The 18,603-nt window shown below is 71.8% G+C and carries 16 protein-coding genes; 6 read left to right on the top strand and 10 right to left on the bottom strand.

Annotation, left to right across the window (positions count from 1 at the left end):
* Positions 1–8: 8 nt before the first annotated feature.
* Positions 9–539 carry an ATP-binding protein gene (locus LJ657_RS15375; RefSeq protein ID WP_232649154.1) on the bottom strand — a complete coding sequence of 177 codons (531 nt, stop codon included), beginning with the start codon at positions 537–539 and terminating at the stop codon, positions 9–11.
* 233 nt (positions 540–772) lie between these two features.
* Positions 773–1,096 carry a hypothetical protein gene (locus LJ657_RS15370; protein ID WP_232649153.1) on the bottom strand — a complete coding sequence of 108 codons (324 nt, stop codon included), beginning with the start codon at positions 1,094–1,096 and terminating at the stop codon, positions 773–775.
* 329 nt (positions 1,097–1,425) lie between these two features.
* Here LJ657_RS15370 and cds1 point away from each other — a divergent pair, with 329 nt between their 5' ends.
* Positions 1,426–2,550 carry an L-cysteine desulfhydrase Cds1 gene (cds1, locus tag LJ657_RS15365; RefSeq protein ID WP_232649152.1) on the top strand — a complete coding sequence of 375 codons (1,125 nt, stop codon included), beginning with the start codon at positions 1,426–1,428 and terminating at the stop codon, positions 2,548–2,550.
* 122 nt (positions 2,551–2,672) lie between these two features.
* On the opposite strand, the gene LJ657_RS15360 is transcribed toward cds1, so the two are convergent.
* Both LJ657_RS15360 and LJ657_RS15355 read right to left on the bottom strand, forming a co-directional pair.
* On the bottom strand, positions 2,673–3,143 hold the full coding sequence (locus LJ657_RS15360) for an SRPBCC family protein (protein ID WP_232649151.1): 471 nt from the start codon (positions 3,141–3,143) through the stop codon (positions 2,673–2,675).
* 94 nt (positions 3,144–3,237) lie between these two features.
* Positions 3,238–4,056 (bottom strand): DeoR/GlpR family DNA-binding transcription regulator, encoded by an 819-nt coding sequence (locus tag LJ657_RS15355; protein ID WP_232649150.1) that lies wholly within the window; start codon positions 4,054–4,056, stop codon positions 3,238–3,240.
* A 286-nt stretch (positions 4,057–4,342) separates the two neighbouring features.
* Here LJ657_RS15355 and LJ657_RS15350 point away from each other — a divergent pair, with 286 nt between their 5' ends.
* Positions 4,343–6,697 carry a lipase family protein gene (locus tag LJ657_RS15350; protein ID WP_232649149.1) on the top strand — a complete coding sequence of 785 codons (2,355 nt, stop codon included), beginning with the start codon at positions 4,343–4,345 and terminating at the stop codon, positions 6,695–6,697.
* Here the strand turns inward: LJ657_RS15350 and LJ657_RS15345 are convergent.
* From LJ657_RS15345 to LJ657_RS15330, 4 genes are all read right to left on the bottom strand, one after another.
* On the bottom strand, positions 6,667–9,111 hold the full coding sequence (locus LJ657_RS15345; RefSeq protein WP_232649148.1) for a right-handed parallel beta-helix repeat-containing protein: 2,445 nt from the start codon (positions 9,109–9,111) through the stop codon (positions 6,667–6,669). The genes LJ657_RS15350 and LJ657_RS15345 overlap by 31 nt on opposite strands.
* A gap of 108 nt (positions 9,112–9,219) precedes the next feature.
* Positions 9,220–9,825 carry an Rv1733c family protein gene (locus LJ657_RS15340; RefSeq protein ID WP_232649147.1) on the bottom strand — a complete coding sequence of 202 codons (606 nt, stop codon included), beginning with the start codon at positions 9,823–9,825 and terminating at the stop codon, positions 9,220–9,222.
* 255 nt (positions 9,826–10,080) lie between these two features.
* A complete protein-coding gene (locus tag LJ657_RS15335) occupies positions 10,081–10,908 on the bottom strand; it encodes an MOSC domain-containing protein (RefSeq protein WP_232649146.1) in 828 nt (275 codons plus the stop codon).
* A gap of 42 nt (positions 10,909–10,950) precedes the next feature.
* The gene (locus tag LJ657_RS15330; protein WP_232649145.1) at positions 10,951–11,382 is read right to left on the bottom strand and encodes a DUF6643 family protein; all 432 of its coding nucleotides are present in this window, start codon (positions 11,380–11,382) and stop codon (positions 10,951–10,953) included.
* A 299-nt stretch (positions 11,383–11,681) separates the two neighbouring features.
* Here LJ657_RS15330 and LJ657_RS15325 point away from each other — a divergent pair, with 299 nt between their 5' ends.
* The gene (locus LJ657_RS15325; protein WP_232649240.1) at positions 11,682–13,001 is read left to right on the top strand and encodes a TerD family protein; all 1,320 of its coding nucleotides are present in this window, start codon (positions 11,682–11,684) and stop codon (positions 12,999–13,001) included.
* 5 nt (positions 13,002–13,006) lie between these two features.
* Here the strand turns inward: LJ657_RS15325 and LJ657_RS15320 are convergent, their stop codons facing one another.
* The gene (locus LJ657_RS15320) at positions 13,007–14,206 is read right to left on the bottom strand and encodes a glycosyltransferase (protein ID WP_232649144.1); all 1,200 of its coding nucleotides are present in this window, start codon (positions 14,204–14,206) and stop codon (positions 13,007–13,009) included.
* A gap of 39 nt (positions 14,207–14,245) precedes the next feature.
* On the opposite strand from LJ657_RS15320, the gene LJ657_RS15315 reads away from it, so the two are divergent.
* Positions 14,246–15,031, top strand: a complete 786-nt coding sequence (locus LJ657_RS15315) for a glutamate racemase (RefSeq protein ID WP_232649143.1) — start codon at positions 14,246–14,248, stop codon at positions 15,029–15,031.
* 89 nt (positions 15,032–15,120) lie between these two features.
* The gene (locus LJ657_RS15310) at positions 15,121–15,666 is read left to right on the top strand and encodes a hypothetical protein (RefSeq protein WP_232649142.1); all 546 of its coding nucleotides are present in this window, start codon (positions 15,121–15,123) and stop codon (positions 15,664–15,666) included.
* Between the two features lie 9 nt (positions 15,667–15,675).
* On the opposite strand, the gene LJ657_RS15305 is transcribed toward LJ657_RS15310, so the two are convergent.
* Positions 15,676–16,743, bottom strand: a complete 1,068-nt coding sequence (locus tag LJ657_RS15305; protein ID WP_232649141.1) for an O-antigen ligase family protein — start codon at positions 16,741–16,743, stop codon at positions 15,676–15,678.
* A 245-nt stretch (positions 16,744–16,988) separates the two neighbouring features.
* Between LJ657_RS15305 and lnt the strand changes: the two genes are divergently transcribed.
* Complete coding sequence (gene lnt / locus LJ657_RS15300) at positions 16,989–18,599, top strand: apolipoprotein N-acyltransferase (protein ID WP_232649140.1); 1,611 nt, start codon at positions 16,989–16,991, stop codon at positions 18,597–18,599.
* Positions 18,600–18,603: the final 4 nt, after the last annotated feature.

Here is an 18,603-nt window from a genome sequence, read left to right as displayed (position 1 = left end):
CCGCCCGGTCAGCCGGCAACGGCGGACCGGGCGGGAGCGTGCGTGGACCTGTGGCCGTCGGCCGCGTGCTCGACCTCCACGAGCCGGCGGGCCGGCGTGTCGGCCGTACGGCGCGGAGAACGTGCCGGCGCCGCCACCGGAGCCGGTGTGGTGGGCAGCGCGAACCAGACGACCTTGCCCGACTCGCCGTCCGGACGTGCCCCCCAGCTCTCGCTCACCGCGGCCACCATGGCCAGCCCGCGCCCGGTGGTGGCGGAGGCCGCCACGTCCCGCACCTCGGGCAGACGGGGGTCGTGATCGCGTACGGAGACCATGAGCCGGTCCAGCACCAGCTCTATCTCCACGGTGCACAGCTTGTCGGGCTGGGCATGCAGGTGGACGTTGGTCAAAAGCTCCGTCACACCGAGCGCGGCCCGGTCGATGAGGGGGTCCAGATGCCAGTAGCGCAACTGCGCAGAGACGATTCTGCGGACCTGGCCGATCCGCGACGGCAGGGCTTGCAGCTCTACCGTGCAGTGCCTGCTTGGGTGACTGATCACGGCTGCGACTCCCCGACTTAAGAGGTCCGGAAGAACACGGAGTACGGATCCAGCAGGTGCCTGAGAGAAATGGCCACCTGCCGTCGTGCCCGGCGGGCTGGTTCGCAGCGTTATCGCCGGTAAACCCAGAGTGACGTGAGAACAGCGTGACCCAGGGGGCGTGGGACCGCAACTCGCGACCGGCTCGGCCGACCGCACGGGTACCAGCCCGACGCCTCGTCCTGTGGGCTCTGTCAGCCGCCGCGCCCCGCCGCTTTCCGTACGGCCTCGATGAAGCGGCGTGCCGCGGGCGGCCCCGGCTCGCCCGGGGCCGGGTCGTGATCGCCCAGGGTCAGCAGGTACCGCTTGCCGTTGAGGTCCGCGAGTGCCCGGTCCTCCGCGGAGAACCAGGGCTTGGAGGCACGCACCGCCTGCACCGGCGCGCTGTCGATCTCGGTGCCGTAACTGGTGAGCAACGCAAGTCTGCCGTCGCTGATCCGGACCTGCCCGGCCCGGGTGAGTGAACGCAGCCGTTTCCCGATCCGCACGCCCGTCGCCGTGAAGTCCGGCTCCGTCATGCCGCCCGCCCCCTTGTGGCCGTCCGGTGCGCTGGACCGTGTCCCCGCGTGGGCCGTGATCCAGCTCGTGTCGTGATCCAGTGTGCGCCCCCGTTCGGTGCAGTCTGCCCGCACCCGACGTCGAGCACCAGTACGCACGGAACGTCGGACCGAGCGCCCGGAGCACTCGCGCGAATGCGCCCCCGCCTTTGCCCGCCTCCCGGCCCCAGGGTGCTCTTTGGGGTGCTCAAAGGTGCGTTTATGCAGGTGAGAAGCGTGCGAAAGGTGTTTATGATCGATGCGTCGGCCGCGCGACGCGCCGCCGGCGCACAGCCTAAGGAGCACCCGTCGTGAGCACCTCCCAGCAGACCCGGACCGGCAAAACCCTCGACGTCGACCACAGCGACGCCGCCTATCGAGACTGGCTGAAAGAGGCCGTCCGCAAGGTCCAGGCCGATGCCAACCGCTCGGCCGACACACATCTGCTCCGCTTCCCGCTGCCCGAGAAGTGGGGGATCGACCTGTACCTGAAGGACGAGTCGACCCACCCGACCGGCAGCCTCAAGCACCGGCTCGCCCGCTCGCTCTTCCTCTACGGACTGTGCAACGGCTGGATCCGGCCGGGCCGCCCGGTGATCGAGGCGTCGAGCGGCTCGACGGCCGTCTCCGAGGCGTACTTCGCCAAGCTGATCGGCGTGCCCTTCATCGCCGTCATGCCGCGCACGACGAGCGCGGAGAAGTGCCGCCTGATCGAGTTCCACGGTGGGCAGTGCCACTTCGTGGACGACTCCCGCAAAATGTACGAGGAGTCGGCGGGCCTCGCGGTGGAGACCGGCGGCCACTACATGGACCAGTTCACCTACGCCGAACGGGCCACGGACTGGCGCGGCAACAACAACATCGCCGAATCCATCTTCCGCCAGCTGGAGTTGGAGCGGTTCCCGGAGCCCGCCTGGATCGTGGCGACAGCCGGCACCGGCGGTACCTCGGCGACCCTCGCGCGCTACGTCCACTACACCCAGCGCGACACCCGCATCTGTGTGGCCGATCCGGAGAACTCCTGTTTCTTCGACGGCTGGACCACCGGCGATCCGGACGTCACCAGCGACTGCGGCTCACGCATCGAGGGCATCGGCCGCCCCCGTATGGAGCCGAGCTTCGTACCCGGTGCCATCGACCGGATGATGAAGGTCCCCGACGCGGCCAGCGTCGCCGCCGTACGGGCCCTGGAGCGGGCCATCGGCCGCAAGGCGGGCGGCTCGACGGGCACCGGACTGTGGAGCGCGCTGAAGATCGTCGCCGAGATGGTGGCGGAGGGGCGGCAGGGGAGCGTGGTGACGCTGCTGTGCGATCCGGGCGACCGCTACCTCGACAAGTACTACTCGGACGCGTGGCTCGCCGCCCAGGGACTGGACATCGAGCCGTACTCGGCGGCGATCGACGCGCTGCTGGAGACCGGTGTCTGGCCCTGCTGAACGCTGCGCGCCCTGAAGGGGCGCGGGGCTGTATCGACTTGCGGCTCCGCCGCGTGGGCGCGACCAGTCACGACGCAGTGGCGGAAGATCGACGGCCCGTCGTGACACCTCCAGGGAAGCACCTAGCGTGCGAGCCGCCGGTCCAGTGACGTCACGGCGTCCCGGAAGGCGCGCCCGAGCCCCGCCCGTGCCGCCTTCACGACGAGCCGGAACGGTGCCGTCCCGTCCGCCGCGAAGATCCACTGCACCCGCGTGCCGGTCCCGGCCGGTACCAGCCGCCACTCCTCGGCGAGAGCGCGTGCGCCCGGCGCGTTGGTGACGTCGACCCGGTAGGCGTACACCTCCGCCTCCTTCGCCGCGATGACCGTCTCCCGGAAGCGCCCGCCGCCCTTGAGCCGGATGTCGCGCCCGGCACCGCCGTCGAGCGACCGCGCGTGCGTCACGGCCGCGAACCATTCCGCCCACCCCGGCACATCGTCGTTGAGGGCGTGGAAGACCGCCTCGGGGGTCGCGGAGATCTCCTGCGCGAAGACCAGACGCACGGGCGCGATGTCGACGAAGTCGAGCCCGACGGGACGCAGACGGTGGGCCATGAACGCGAACCCCCTTGACGGAGAAGGGTGGTTGACCGGGGCGACGTCCACGATAGCTGACGACCCGTCAGGTGTCAGCAGTGCCCCGGACGGATCAGCTCTCGGGCTCGCCCACCACGACCAGCCGACGCAGATGCTCGGAGATCTCCTCGCGCGCGTCGCCCGCCAGCCCCGAGTCGGTGACCAGCGTGTCGACCTGCTCCAGCGCCGCGAACGAACTCAGACCCACCACACCCCACTTGGTGTGGTCGGCGACCACCACGACCCGCCGAGCCGACTGCACCAGGCGACGGTTGGTCTCGGCCTCCGCGAGGTTCGGCGTCGACAGGCCGGCCTCGACCGATATGCCGTGCACGCCGAGGAACAGCACGTCGAAGTGGAGCGCCGCGATCGCCTGGTCGGCCACCGGGCCCACCAGCGAGTCGGAGGGCGTGCGCACCCCGCCGGTCAGCACCACCGTGGCCGCACCCTGCCGGGGGCCGGAGGTGCGCTGCGCCGCATGGAAGACGTCGGCCACCCGCACCGAGTTCGTCACGACGGTCAGGTCCGGCACCTCCAGCAGATGGTGGGCCAGCGCATACGTCGTCGTACCGCCCGACAGCGCGATCGCGGTACCCGGCGCGACCAGCTGGGCCGCCGAGCGCGCGATGTCCTCCTTGGCCGTCAGCTCCAGGCCCGACTTGGCCTCGAAGCCCGGCTCGTGCGTGCTCGCCTCCACGACCGGCACCGCGCCGCCGTGGACCTTCTCCAGCACGCCCTGGCGGGCCAGCGCGTCCAGGTCGCGGCGCACCGTCATGTCCGACACGCCGAGCTTGCGGGTCAGCTCGTTCACGCGGACCCCGCCCCGGCGCCGGACCTCGTCCAGGATCAGGGCGCGCCGCTGCTCCGCGAGGAGGTTCTGATTCTCACTCACGTACGCTCCGGTCCTTTCGTCTCAAGCCGTCCGACTTGCCCTGCACACCTGCTCCGACAAGGGCATTCTCCCCTGTCCCGGTGCGCGGACGTCCCATCCTTGCACGGGTGGGCCCCCACGACGCCACCTGCCCGACGCGCGCATGCCACCAATGCCCCTTCTGTTCCCCGCAGATCACCCGGATCGGGGAGATTCCGTGTTCACGGGTGTACGCCACCGTCCGAGCGGAGATCCTTGTGCCCGCACGGACACAAGAAGACGGCGCGGCACGGGGGAAGTGCGAACAGTGGAACGTGCGCAGGAACGTGTTTCGATCGGCGGCCCCGTCCCGGGGCCCGAGGGATCCGCAACCGCCCTGGAACTCCTGGTCCACGGCGTGGGCGGCACCACACCCCAGGAGATGCTCAATGATCCGCGCACGGTGCGGATCACCGGCGACGACACGGCGGCCGTCTTCCGGCGCGCCGAGGACGTCGACGCGGAGAGCAGACCCGAGGACTACCGCGGCAGACCGGTCCCGGAGGCCTACGTCTGGTGCAATCTCACCTCCGGCAACAGTGCGCGGGCCCTGTGGCTGCTGCTCCTTCCGTTCATGGTGGTCAACCTCGCCCACTGGATGCGGCCCACCGCCCACGGCCACCGGCGGACGATCCGCCTCTTCGGGCTGCTGGTGCGGCTGGCGGGCCTCACCTTGACGGTGCTGCTGGTCGCGGCCGCCTGCGAGGTCGCCCTGGACCTGGCGGCCTGGCAGTGCGCGGGCACGCGCGCGTGCGCCGAGCGGCACTCCTGGCTGGGCTTCCTGTCGCCCGCCATGTCGCACAACGGCTGGTGGAGCAGGCCAGGCCGTCGGCTCGCCGTAGCGGCGCTGGTGCCCGTCGCGCTGACCGCCCTGCTGTGGTACCTCTCCCACCGCACCTGGAGCGCGTACGAGTCCCAGCAGCCGATCGACCGCCGGCCCGAACCCGACGAGGACACCGGCCGCACCGCCCTGGGGCGGCCGGGTTTCTGGTACGGCCGCCGCCTGGTCGCCCGGCTGCGCGCAGCCCACACCGCCGCGGGCCTGCTGACGGTCGCCGCAGCGGTTGTGTCCTCCGCGGCACGCTTCGACCGCCGACCCGGCGGTCCCGCGGCGCTCGACACCGTGGGCGGGCTCCTGGAAGTGGCGCTCGTCGCCACCGCCGCGGTCGTGGTGTGGGTGGTCTGCCGCCGAGGCCGCACCGAGAACCGTCTCGACCGGGAACTCGACGAGCACCTCGTACGACGCCTCCCGCTGACCGCCCTCGTCCTGCTGCTGCTTTCCGCGGTGTACGCGGGCTGGGAGCGCCCGGGCTGGCATTCGGCCGGCCTGCTGCCCGGCGGCGGCACCACCTTCGGCACCCTCGCCCTGCTCCAGGGCTTACTGGTGATCGCCCTCGCGGTGGTCGCCCACCTGCTGTACCGCAGCCACCCCGATCCGCGCGCCGTGCTGCACGGCCAGGGCGGACCCGCCGTCGCGATGCTGGCCTGCGCCCTGGGCGGAGTGATGTCCGGAGGCGTCTCCCAGCGGGTGTCCGACTGGCTGGACGGCACCGGCACCTCCATCGACGGCCCGCCGGTCCTGCTGACCTGGCAGGCGTCCGTGATCCCGGTGCTCCTCCTCGTCCTGCTGGTGTTCTGCGCCGGACTCGGCCGACGGGCCTGGCTGCTGCGCCGCGCCGAACTGGGCACCGTCGAGCTCGACTACCCCGGCGAGCCCAAGGACGCGGCCCGCACCCGCCGCATCGCCACCACGCGCGCGCTGGCCACGCTCACCGACCGCGGCCCGCTCGTCGTCGCCGTCACCTCCGTCTCGACCCTGCTGCTGGGCGCCGGAGCCCTCCTCGGCGCGAAGATCACCGAAGAGGCGCCGGGCCAGGCCGCGCAGCACGCGTTCGCCTTCGTGCACGGTGCCGCACAGACCGCCCAGGCCCTGGGCTCATGGCTGATCGGCCTGGGCTCAATACTGTTCGTCACCTGGGGCAGGCGCGCCTACAAGGACGCCTCGGCCCGGCGCACCATCGGCGTCCTGTGGGACGTCGGCACCTTCTGGCCGCGCGCCGCCCACCCCTTCGCCCCGCCCTGCTACGCCGAGCGTGCGGTGCCCGACCTGACCTGGCGGATGGCGACCTGGACGAGTGCCACCGGCGGCCGCCTGGTGATCTCCGGCCACTCCCAGGGCAGCGTGCTCGCGGCCGCCGCGGCCTGGCAGCTGAAGCCGTCCGTGCGCAGCCGGGTCGCCCTGCTGACCTACGGCTCCCCGATCGAGCGCCTCTACGGCCGCTGGTTCCCGGCCCATTTCGGTCCCGCCGCCCTCCGCTCCCTGCACCACGACGTCGACTGCTGGCGCAATCTCTACCGGCTCACCGACCCCATCGGCGGCCCGGTCCGACTGCCCGGCGACTGCGGCCCGGAGGTCGACCGCGCACCCTTGAAGGATCCTCTCGCCTACGGCCGCACCGCGCAGCACCCGCTGCCCGCCCCGATCCTGGGCCACGGTGACTACCAGGCCGATCCGGCCTTCGCCGAGGAGCGAGAACGGCTGCTGGCCCGCCTGCGTGCGGAGGTACCCGCTCCCCGCCCGGAGACAGGGCCTCAGGGCGACTCGGGCAGGTCCTCGGGGTAGAGCAGGGTCAGCACGTCCGTGCTCGGCTCGTCGACCTGGGCGACCCGGCCCGCGTGCCGCTCCACCATCGCCTCGAAGGTCTGGCGGGCGGTCCGGCCGTTGCCGAACGCCGGGCCCTTCGGGAGTGCCGTGAAGTACTTCAGCAGCGCCTCCGCGGTGCCCGGCGCCAGCCGGTACTCGTGCTCGTCGGCCTGCTGCTCGACGATCCGCAGCAGTTCGTCGGGCTCGTAGTCGCTGAAGGTGATGGTCCGTGAGAAACGGGACGCCACACCGGGGTTGACCGAAAGGAACCGCTCCATCTCGGCGGTGTAGCCGGCGACGATCACCACGACGGCGTCCCGGTGGTCCTCCATCAGCTTCACCAGGGTGTCGATGGCTTCCTTGCCGAAGTCCCGGCCCGAGTCCTCCGGCGACAGCGCGTACGCCTCGTCGATGAACAGCACACCGCCGCGCGCCCTGTCGAAGGCTTCCTGGGTGCGGATCGCCGTTGATCCGATGTGCTCGCCCACCAGGTCGACCCGGGACACCTCGACGAGATGTCCCTTCTCCAGTACGCCGAGCGAGGCGAGGATCTCGCCGTAGAGCCGGGCCACGGTCGTCTTGCCGGTGCCGGGCGAGCCGGTGAAGACCAGATGCCGCTTGACCGAGGCCGCCTTGAGGCCGGCCTGCTGCCGGCGCCGGCCCACCTCGATCATGTCGGTCAGCGCGCGGACCTCGCGCTTGACGCTGTCCAGGCCCACGAGCGCGTCGAGTTCACCGAGCACGGCCTTCGACGTCCGCGTCGACGGCTCGGGCTCCTGCGGTTGCGCGGCGGCGAGCAGCGGCTCCTGTTCGGTGCTGCGCTGCCCCGGGATCGCGCCCAGCAGGCCGGGCGACTGGCCGGCTGTCTGTATGGCGGTCTCGCGGGCCGCGGGCGGCCTGAGGCCCGCGCTCTCGTCGCTGGTGCAGTCCTCGACGACCGGGCCCGAACCGGGGGCCGGGTCGCCGCCCTCCGCGAACTCGTACCCACCGCGCGCACACCGCTCCGTACGGCACTTCTTCAGCGTCGTACGGCTGCCGTCGATCACATGGAAGCCGTAGCCGCCGCTGCCCGTCACCCGGCAGCCCAGGAAGCTGCCGCGGCCGCCCGCCGACACGTAGAAGCCCGCCTCGGCGGGGGAGTCCACCGTGCAGCGCTCGATGGTGGGGTCGGCACCCTTGGTGACGATCACACCGGTCTGGGTGGCGTCGATGGTGCAGCTGTTCAGGGTGCCGCCGCTGCCGTGGTCGCGGAACCAGGCGCCCGTCGCGGCGTCCCGGATGCGGCAGTCGTCGAGCTGTGCGGTGGCGCCGTCGCTCACCGACACGGCCGTGTTGCGGACCTGGGACAGGTCGCTGTCGACGACGTCCGCGCGCGAACCGCGGTCCAGGACGAACAGGGCGTCCGGCACGTCGTGCACCCGGCAGGACTCCAGCACCGCGGTGGCGCCGTCGCTGACCCACACCGCCGGGTAGTCGCCCGTGCTGTCGAAGATCTCGCACTGGTTGGCGTCCACGCGCGTGCCCGGATCCCACACCGACAGGCCGTTGCGCCCGAACTGACGCACCGTCGTCCGGGTCAGGGTGAGCACCGAACGCGAGCGCAGATCGACCGCGTTCTCCGGGATGTCGTGGATGCGGCAGTCGGCCAGGGTGAGCACCGCGTCCGTGTCGAGCGTGACACCGTCCGCGGTGGTGCGGTGCACATCGCAGTCCGTGAGGTGCGCGGTGGCCCGGCCGGTGATCTGGACGCCGCTGCCCCGGACCTCGTACACCTCGCAACCCACCGCCTCCAGCGCGGAGTTCTCCCCGGTCGCCGACAGCCCCGCCCCCGAGGCGTGATGGATCCGGCACCGTTCGAAGCGCGGGTGCGCACCCCCGCGGACCGCGACCCCCGACTGACCGGCGGCCACGACCTCGCACTCCTCGAACAACCCGCCCCCGCCGTCGAGTACGGCGATACCGATGCCGGCCGGATTGTCGACGGTGCAGCGCCGCACGGTGGGGCGCGCGCCCGAGCGCACCTCGATGCCCGCCGCGGACCGGGTGATGATCCGCACGTCCAGCAGCTCCGGCGTGCCCTCCTCGACCAGCAGGGCGGGCGCCGCCGCGTCCTGTCCCTCCACGTGCAGGTCCTGGACCACCGCCGAGGCACGCACGGTCAGCGGTACCCCGTCCACGGGTGCGATCCGCACCGAACCGGGAGAGCCTTCCGGCCCGCGCAGTGTCACCGACCGCTGGACGACGAGGTTTTCCCGGTAGGTGCCTGGTGCGACGGTGAGGACGTCACCGTCGGCGGCGGCCTCCAGGGCGGCGGCGAGCGATGCGTACTCACCCGTGCGGCGTCGCCACCTCGATGTGCCGGTGTGCGTCACCTGGACCGTGCCCTGTGCCATGGCGTTGCTGTGCCCCCACCTCGTGATACGCGGGTTGATGCCGATTGCGTTCGGCCGGTCCACCGTAGCGTGCGCGCGGGCGGTGGGTTGACCAGAGCGGTAAGGCCGTCAGCTGCCGGTACCGGTCCTGCCCCAGTCCGGGCCCGCCCGGTCCCAGGCCTGGTCCCAACGGGCGTACCGGCGACGGTCCATGCGCCAGACGATCAGCCGCCGGCAGCCCTCGACGGCACCCGCGGTGAGCATGGCGGCACCGAACCCGGCGAGCACCGCGTGCGTCGTCGCCGTCGTGGAGTCCAGTGGACGGGCCACTATGCGGCCGTGCAGGTCCGTCCATATCTTGAAGTGGTCGCCGCGGTGCGGGGACTTGAGCTCCGCGAGGGTCGCGCCGTGGTGGCCGGAGCCGTCCGGTGCGGTCCAGTCGGCGATCACGCGGCTGCGCAGGTCCCGCGACGAGGACGTCTCGGGGTCGGTGTCCAGCGGGGAACGGTCCAGTTTGCGCACCACGGTGGCCGTCACCGGGTGGCGGGCTGCGCGCTGGTCGCGGACGGACTGCTGCAGGGCGTCCTCGGCGACGCCGCTGACAAGCGAACCGATCACGGGCGCGACGACCAGGATCAGCAGCAGCGCCAGCAGCGCGACCCAGGCCTCGACCAGATCGCTCGTGCGCCGCAGCGGATTGTGCCGCCAGCGCCAGAGTCCGCCGATTGCTCGCACTGTCCCGCACCCCCTTCCCGCTCCGTGATAACCCCCGGCGGAGCCGTTCACCCGCGGGCCCGGTCAAAGAGAGATCGAAATCACCTGTTTCCGGGGCCTCTCATGAACTTCTCACGAAAACCCAACGCCCAGGCCCCCGACCCTGGTTCCCGCCCACCGGTCCTTGTCCGGATCTTTCCCCCGGCCCCTCGGTGCGGGGCGATCCTTCTGCGCGGGCGGCCCCGCAGCCGTCCTGGAGCGCCGGCCGCGAGCCCGTCATACGAGAACCGTCACCGGATCGCCGACCCGGACCGTGCCGGGGGAGAGGGGTACCAGGTTCTGGCCGAACGCCAGCATGCCGCCGATGCGGCGGTGGCGTCCCAGCGTGGCCAGCGGTTCCTTGCCCCGTACGGCGGTGCCCTGGTCGGTGGTGGTCACCACGCACCGCCCGCACGGCTTGGCGATGCGGAATGTGACCTCGCCGATGACGATGCGGGACCAGTCGTCCTCCGCCCAGGCGGCGGTGCCGGCCACGACCACGTTCGGCCGGAAGCGGTTCATCGGCAGCGGCCCCTCGGCCGGGTGAGCGCCTTGGGCGATCAGAGAGTTGAGAGCGTCGAGGGAGGCGACCGTGGTGAGTAGCAGCGGGTAGCCGTCGGCGAAGCTGACGGTCTCGCCCGGTCGTGCGTACTCCGGGTCCAGAGGGCGGCGCGTGGCCGGGTCGTCCATGTGCACGAGGCGCACATCGGTGCCGAGATAGTCGCTGCACCAGGCGTGCGCCGCCGAGTCCGCGGCGGGGACCCCTTCGGCCTTTTCGCCGAAGATCTCCACCGGCACCGTGCCGACCGGCCGCGGCACCGGCACGGTCAGCGGGTCCATGCCCGGCGCGGACAGACGAACGCCTCCGCCGGGCACGAGCTCGGCGGAGGCCAGCGCAAGGCGCGGCTGCTGACGTTGTGTGACGACCTTTCCCCCGTCGTCGATCAGCACCCAGCGCCGGTCTCCGGCCAGCCCCCAGGGCTCCACGACGGCTTCCCGGGGCGCAAGGCCCCGGAACGCCTTCACCGGATGGACGTGAATCGACTGCAGCAGCGCGTTCCCCATCAGGCCATCGTGCCAGGTGGCAGTGACAACCAGGGAGGAGGCTCAGTAGCCGCGGTACTGCTGCTGGTTGTTGTACTGGTCCTGGTAGGGAGCCGGGGCGGGCCGGGCAGCCGCGGGGCGCATCGCCTCGTAGCCGGTGCCGGCCGCCATCGGCCGTTGTGGCTGTGGCTGCTGCGGGCCGGGATAGCCACGCGCCGTGGCCTGCTGAGGGATGTAGGCCGCGGGCGCCTGCTGCAGCGGAGCCGGCTGCTGCGCCTGCGGATAGCCGTAGGAGGGCTGGGAGGGACCCGCCGGAAGGGCGGGGAGGGCCGACGGCAGAGCCGGCAGGTAGCTGCCCGGCGCGTCGTACGCGGCGGGGACCCGGATCGGAGCGATCTGCGGGGTGCCCCGCTCAGCGACGAGCCTGTCGTAGATCGGGGTGTCCGGGAAGGCGGAGTAGTAACCGCCGCCGAAGGTGGAGCGGGGGGAGGTCATGGCTCATAAGTTAAGCCCTCGATGTGCTAGTTGGGGAGACCGATAAGAGGGTTGTTTTGAGTGTTCGCAGTGACGCGGGATCCCCAATGCGAGCGAACTTGGCAAAAAAGGGCGTCGAACGAGGTACCGGTCGTGTAAAGGCCAAGCTCGGGACCGGTTACCGGCGGGTTGGTCACCGGTCTTCCTGTGCTCCTCGTGGGAGTTCGCCGTCCCGGGGAATAGGTTGTGCGGGTAGAGAACCGGAAGAGCCGCCGGGACCCGGACTGGCGCGGTGACACGTGATGGGGGCGGACATGTCAATGCCGAAAGGATCGAATACCCCGGTGCCCACGGCGGCACTGCGGGTGGAATTGGGCTGGAGTTCCGGGCCCGGTGTGCCGGACGCGGATGCGTCGGCACTTCTGCTCGTGGGCGGCAAGGTCCGCTCCGACGGCGACTTCGTCTTCTACAACCAGCCCGCGCACACCTCCGGAGCGGTCCGGCACGAGGGCAAGCGCGACGGCGGCGGCCGCATCGTCGACACCCTCCTTGTCGATCTCGCGCGCGTGGAGCCCGCGATCGAGACCGTCGTCCTCGCCGCCTCCGCGGACGGCGGCACGTTCGGACAGGTCCCCGACCTCTATATCGAGGTCCGCGACGCCGCCCAGGGTGGTGTGGTGGCCCGCTTCGACAGCACGGGCGCAAGTGTGGAAACCGCTTTCGTGCTAGGTGAGTTCTACCGCCGCCAGGGCGCCTGGAAGTTCCGCGCCGTCGGCCAGGGCTACAGCACCGGACTCGAGGGCCTGGCGGCGGACTTCGGGATCACGGTGGACGAACCGCAGCACACCGCACCCGCACCGTCGGCCGCGCCGCCGATGCCCCAGCCCCCGCCCCCAGCCGCGCCGCCGATGACCACGCCCCCGCCCACCGCACCACCGGTCCACATGCCCCCGCCGGCCGGCGTGCAGCCGCCCCCGCCACCCGCGCCCCCTGCCCCACCGGTCCGTCTGAGCAAGGTGACGCTCACCAAGGCGGCCCCCGCGGTGTCGCTGGCCAAACAGGGTGGCACCTCTGGCGCCATGCGCGTGAACCTCAACTGGCAGGTGCGCAAGCAGTTCTCGGGATGGGGCAGCAAACGCGGCCGCGCGGTCGCCATGCACGCGGACCTCGACCTCGACCTGTGCGCCCTGTACGAACTCACCGACGGCAGCAAGGGCGTCGTACAGGCCCTCGGCAACGCCTTCGGGGCCGTGCAGCGGCCGCCGTACATCCACCTTGACGGCGACGACCGCACCGGCGCCGTCGCGAGCGGCGAGAACCTCACGATCAACCTCGACCACAAGCAGGACTTCAGGCGGATCCTCGTCTTCGTGACCATCTACGAAGGCGCGCGGTCCTTCGCCGACCTGCACGCCGCGGTCACGCTTCAGCCGCAGTACGGCGCCGCGATCGACTTCTCACTCGACGAGTGCACGGTCCCCTCGACGGTGTGTGCCCTCGCTCTGATCACCAACACGGGCAGCGATCTGGTCGTCCAGCGCGAGGCCCGCTACCTCGTCCCCGAGCGTGGGGTGAGCCCCCAGCGCACCGTCGACTACGCCTACGGATGGGGTATGAACTGGACTCCCGGCAGGAAGTGAGCGCCCTAGAGGGGGTGCTCGTCCGCGACGGCGTCCGGGCGCGTGTAGGTGCGGCCTTTCCAGGCCGCGCCACGTCCCCTGTAGTGCTGCACCGCGGAATCGACCGTCATGAGGAGATAGAGGAACGCGGTGAACGGCAGCAGCGGCGCGAGCCACAGCGGCTGGCCGTAGTAGCGGAGCATCGGGATGTACGTCCCCGTCATCAGCAGCCACGCGGCACCCCCGAGGACCCCGGCTGCCCCACTCCCGGTGGCGAGACCTGCGACCAGCGCCGCGGGCGGCACCAGATACACCAGGACCAGTCCGGCGACCGTCCCGAGCAGCAACAGCGGGTTGTGGCGCAACTGCGCGTACGCGCTTCGTGACACCATCCGCCACAGGTCGTGCAACCGCGGATAGGGCCGCACACTGTCCACCCGCTCGGCCAGCCCCAGCCAGACGCGTCCGCCGCTGCCCTTGACCGCGCGCGCCAGCGCCACGTCGTCGATGACCGCGTGCCGGATCGCGTCCGGGATCCGCGCCCGCTCGGCCGCCTCGGCGCGCAGCAGCACGCAGCCGCCCGCGGCGGCCGCCGTCCGCGTCCCCTTCCCGCCGATCCGGCGGAACGGGTACAGCTGGGCGAAGAAGTAGACGAAGGCCGGCACCACGAGGCGCTCCCACAGGCTCTCCACCCGCAACCGGGCCATCTGCGAGACGACGTCGAAACCGCCGGTGCGCGCGGCGGCGACCAGCTCCCGCAGGCTGTCCGGCGCGTGTGCGATGTCCGCGTCCGTCAGCAGCAGATATTCGGGCCTGCGCGCGCGTGCCAGCCCGATGCCGTGCCGCACGGCCCACAGCTTGCCCGTCCAGCCGGTGGGCGGTTCGCCGGGAGAGGTGACGGTCAGGGGCAGTCCGCCGTGTGTCTCCGCCAGTTCGCGGGCCAGCACTCCGGTGCGGTCCGAGCTGCCGTCGTCGATCAGGAAGATCTCCGCCCGGCCCGGATACTCCTGGGCGAGCAGCGAAGGCAGGCTCGCGGGCAGCACTGCGGCCTCGTCACGCGCGGGGACGACCACGCACACCGACGGCCACTCGTCAGGATCCCGGCGCGGCGGCAGCCTGACATCCGTGCGCCAGAAGAAGCCCTGACAGAGCAGCAGCCACAGCCAGGCGGCGAGTGATACGGCGGCAATCCACGCAATGGCGCTCACTCGCGCAGTCTGCCCCACCCGGCCTGCCCTCAAGGGCCCATCGTCTATCGTGGCCGGGTGAAGATCGCGCTCATGGACTCCGGAATCGGTCTGCTTCCCGCCGCCGCCGTGGCGCGCCGTCTGCGGCCCGACGCGGATCTCGTCCTGTCGTGGGACCCGGACGGAATGCCCTGGGGACCGCGCACCCCGGAGGACATCACGGAGCGCGCCCTGGACGTCGCCGGGGCTGCCGCGGCGCACAAGCCCGACGTTCTGATCGTCGCCTGCAACACCGCGTCAGTGCACTCTCTTCCTGCGCTGCGCGCCCGTTTCGAGCCGGAGCTGCCGATCATCGGCACCGTGCCCGCGATCAAGCCCGCCGCCGCGGGCGGCGGCCCCGTCGCCATCTGGGCGACCCCCGCCACCACAGGCAGCCCCTACCAGCGCGGTCTCATCGCCGAGTTCGCTGCGGGTGTGGACGTCACCGAAGTGCCCTGCCCCGGGCTTGCGGACGCGGTGCACCACGCTGACGAGGCAGCGGTCGAGGCCGCCGTCGCCGCGGCCGCCGCACGCACCCCCGACGAGATCACGACCCTCGTCCTCGGCTGCACCAACTACGAACTGGTCGCCGAGCGCATTCGCGCCGCCGTGCAGCAGCCCGACCGGCCGCCGCTCATCCTGCACGGCACCGCCGGCGCGGTGGTCGCCCAGGGCCTGCGCCGGATCGGCGAGCAGCCCGCCCCCGAGGCCCCCGCCGTCGGCTCCCTCACGGTGCTGCTCAGCGGCCGAGAGGCCGAGCTGCCAGACACCGCGCTGACGTATGAGGAGGGACGTTTCCTCAAGGCGGTCAGTCCCGCCCGGTGACCCGGGGGACGCCACTGACGGCCCTGGTCGGCACAGTCACACTCCGCGACTCTGTGCCCGCTCAGCGAAACCTGAGTAACCTCGTAGCCATGAGGGACCACCCCCACGGCGAGACAGCCAAGCACTCCGACGTCTGGACCGGACACGCCAGCAAGCGGGTCCAGTGGCTGCCGGCGCTGGCCGGCGCGGCCGTCATGGCGCTCGGCATCGAGCTGGCCGTCGACTCCGCCTGGACGTCGGGCATCGCCCCGCTCGTCATGGCCGTCGTCGGCTGCATCGCCGCCGGGCTGCTGGTCCTCTTCGGCACGCTCGCCTTCCTGCACGTCGATCTGAAGCTCGACACGGAATGCCTCGAGGTGCGCTGCGGCCACATCGGTGTGCCGCGCCGCCGCATCCCTCTCTCCCATGTCGCCGGCGCCGAATTCGCCGCGCACGTCAATCCGCGTCACTGGGGCGGCTGGGGCTACCGCTGGCGGCCCGAGAAGGGCACGGCGGTCGTCGTGCGGCGCGGCGAGGGCGTCATCCTGCGCCTGTGGGACGGTCACACGTTCACGGTGACCGTGGACAACGCCGAGGCCGCGGTCCGGGTCATCAGCGACCGCCTGCGGCCGGGCACGACCGGCGCACTGCACTGAGCGGTTCCGTCATGGCGTGAGCCGGTCACCGCGCGGGCGTACGCGTACCTCCTGCTGCGGTGACTCCTCGGCGAGCGGACGAGCAGTGGCCAGGCCGGCGAGAAGGCCCGCACCGACCGACACGGCGGTGAAGCTCAGCGCATTGCCGACCGCGGCGATCGCCGCGAGCGCCGTCAGGGCCGCCCCCGCAGTCAGCACCACCGGCGTGGGCCGTGGGGAGCGCCACAGCGCATGCAGCACCCAGCAGAAGGACGCCCCCAGCAGGGCCACGCCGACGACGCCCTGTTCCGAGGCCTGCTGCAGCAGCGCCGAGTGCGGCTTGCCGTCCGAGAGGAGCGTCCGGGCCGCCGTCGTGCTCAGATCACCGAATCGCTCCGGGCCCACGCCCAGGGCCGCGTTGCGGTGCGCCATATGCAGGGCGTCCTGCCACAGCTGGACCCGGTGCCGGCTGAGTGGGCCCTCCAAGGATGTGGTCAGTCCGTCGGGCAGGGCATTTCCGGCGATGCCCAAGGTCAGACCGGCCACCAGGGCCGCGGTCAGGGCGAGACCGGCAATGCCCGCTGCGCGGCTGTGCGTACGGCCGGCGGCCAGCGAGCACAGCAATACGGCGGTACAGATGACGAAACCGCTGGTCGAACCCAGTACGGCCGCGGTCACGGTGATGCCGGCCGCCAGGGCGCCCATGGCGAACCGCACGGCCGGCGACTCGGCGGCCCAGGCCGCGCAGCACGCCGCGCCCACGCACAGGGTCAGCAGCGCGGCAGTGGCACCGGCGTGGCCGAGGGGTGTCACGATCTGCGGCCCGGGCGCGAGGTGTGGCACGGCCACCGCCAGGGCCGGCCCGGCCAGCGCTCCGGCACATGGGGCGGCCACCGGCAGCAGTGCCCCGCAGATCCGCCCCGCGGCATAACCGGCCGCCACGGCCAGCACCGCGAGCAGCACGCCCTCGGGGCGGCCGTCATGCACGGTCGCCGTGACCAGCGACCAGGTGGCACACGCCCCCAGCACCACCACGCCCACCGCGTCAGAAACGATTCGTCTCTCGCCGACCTCCCCAGGACCGGCCTCAGACGTCATCCTTGTGGAACCCACCCCGCCCCCCGAACCGGACCGAAGCCCCCCGACCTCGCACGACCCAGGCCGCCGAGGCCGTGACCGGCCGCGCGACTGTGGCTGGGCACACCGTAACGGCTGATGGACGTTTTGTGGATGAGCTGGGCCTAGTTACGCAGAAACGGCGCGCCCCCAGCGCCACGCAGGGCCCGGTGCTGCTCTGCGGACCGCGCTGTCCGTGTCAAGGTCACGCGCCGTACACTCCCGGAGTGACCGTCACCGCAACCTCCGTGGACGAGTCGGACCAGTTGCAGCCGCAGACCGCGCCCTCATCGCGCGCGGCGCGCCTCGTACGCTTCGTTCCGGCCCTCGCCGCCGCGCTCTCCGGAGTGCTGCTCTACGTCAGTTTCCCGCCCCGCACCCTGTGGTGGCTGGCCGTTCCGGCCTTCGCCGTCTTCGGCTGGGTGCTGCGCGGCCGCAGCTGGAAGGCGGGCCTCGGCCTCGGCTACCTCTTCGGCCTCGGGTTCCTGCTGCCGCTGCTGGTGTGGACCGGCGTGGAGGTCGGCTCCGTGCCCTGGCTGGCCCTGGTGGCGATCGAGGCGATCTTCATCGCGCTGGTAGGCGCGGGTGTCGCAGCGGTGTCGAAGCTGCCCGCGTGGCCGGTGTGGGCGGCAGCGGTGTGGATAGCGGGTGAGGCGGCACGCGCGCGTGTGCCGTTCAACGGCTTCCCCTGGGGCAAGATCGCGTTCGGACAGGCCGACGGCGTCTTCCTGCCGCTGGCCGCGGTGGGCGGCACCCCGGTCCTCGGCTTCGCGGTCGTCCTGTGCGGCTTCGGCCTCTACGAGGTCGTACGCCTCGTCCTGGACGCGCGGCGCACCCGGGCCCTCCAGCGGTCGGCCGCGGCCGTCGCCCTGCTGAGCGTGGCCGTCCCGGTGGTCGGCGCGGTCGCCGCCCGTTCACTGGTCAGCGACAAGGCCGAGGACGGCTATGCGACCGTCGCTCTCATCCAGGGCAACGTGCCGCGCTCCGGGCTGGAGTTCAACGCCCAGCGGCGGGCCGTGCTCGACTACCACGCGCGCGAGACGATGCGCCTGGCCGCCGAGGTCAAGGCCGGCAAGACCCCGCGGCCCGACTTCGTGCTGTGGCCGGAGAACTCCTCCGACGTCGACCCCTTCGACAACGCCGACGCGTACGCCGTCATCGACAGCGCGGCCAAGGCGATCGGCGTGCCCATCTCGGTCGGCAGCGTCGTCGAGCGGGACGGCAAGTGGTACAACGAGCAGATCCTGTGGGACCCCAAGAAGGGCCCGCTCGACACCTATGACAAGCGGCAGATCCAGCCGTTCGGCGAGTACCTGCCGATGCGCTCGCTCATCGGCGCGATCAACAGCAACTGGACCTCGATGCAACGTCAGGACTTCAGCCGGGGCACCAAGCCGGGCGTGTTCAGCATGGACCACGCCAAGGTCGGCCTGGTCACCTGCTACGAGGCCGCCTTCGACTGGGCCGTGCGTTCCGAGGTCACCGACGGGGCGCAGCTGATCTCCGTGCCGAGCAACAACGCGACCTTCGACCGCAGCGAGATGACCTACCAGCAGCTCGCCATGTCCCGTGTCCGTGCCGTCGAGCACAGCCGGACCGTCACCGTGCCGGTCACCAGCGGCGTCAGCGCGGTCATCATGCCGGACGGGAAGATCACCCAGAAGACCGGCATGTTCGTCCACGCCCACCTGGTGCAGAAGGTGCCCCTGCGCTCCTCGGAGACGCCCGCGACCCGGGTGGGCATCCTGCCGGAGATCGCCCTGGTGCTGGTCGCCGCGGGCGGACTCGGCTGGGCGATCGGCGCCGGAGTGCGTGGGCGGCGCGCCCGGAGCGTGTAGCCGT

The organism is Streptomyces guryensis (assembly GCF_021261325.1).
GTDB lineage: Bacteria > Actinomycetota > Actinomycetes > Streptomycetales > Streptomycetaceae > Streptomyces > Streptomyces guryensis.
Note: the sequence above shows the minus strand (reverse complement) of the source record. Positions and strands in the feature narration are given on the sequence as shown.

What these genes read in the sequence shown, in the direction of transcription:
- LJ657_RS15370 (WP_232649153.1), bottom strand. Translation starts at nt 1,096, where the DNA reads ATGACGGAGCCGGACTTCACGGCGACGGGCGTGCGGATCGGGAAACGG.
- LJ657_RS15360 (WP_232649151.1), bottom strand. Translation starts at nt 3,143, where the DNA reads ATGGCCCACCGTCTGCGTCCCGTCGGGCTCGACTTCGTCGACATCGCG.
- LJ657_RS15345 (WP_232649148.1), bottom strand. Translation starts at nt 9,111, where the DNA reads ATGGCACAGGGCACGGTCCAGGTGACGCACACCGGCACATCGAGGTGG.
- LJ657_RS15335 (WP_232649146.1), bottom strand. Translation starts at nt 10,908, where the DNA reads ATGGGGAACGCGCTGCTGCAGTCGATTCACGTCCATCCGGTGAAGGCG.
- LJ657_RS15330 (WP_232649145.1), bottom strand. Translation starts at nt 11,382, where the DNA reads ATGACCTCCCCCCGCTCCACCTTCGGCGGCGGTTACTACTCCGCCTTC.
- LJ657_RS15325 (WP_232649240.1), top strand. Translation starts at nt 11,682, where the DNA reads ATGCCGAAAGGATCGAATACCCCGGTGCCCACGGCGGCACTGCGGGTG.
- LJ657_RS15310 (WP_232649142.1), top strand. Translation starts at nt 15,121, where the DNA reads ATGAGGGACCACCCCCACGGCGAGACAGCCAAGCACTCCGACGTCTGG.
- LJ657_RS15305 (WP_232649141.1), bottom strand. Translation starts at nt 16,743, where the DNA reads ATGACGTCTGAGGCCGGTCCTGGGGAGGTCGGCGAGAGACGAATCGTT.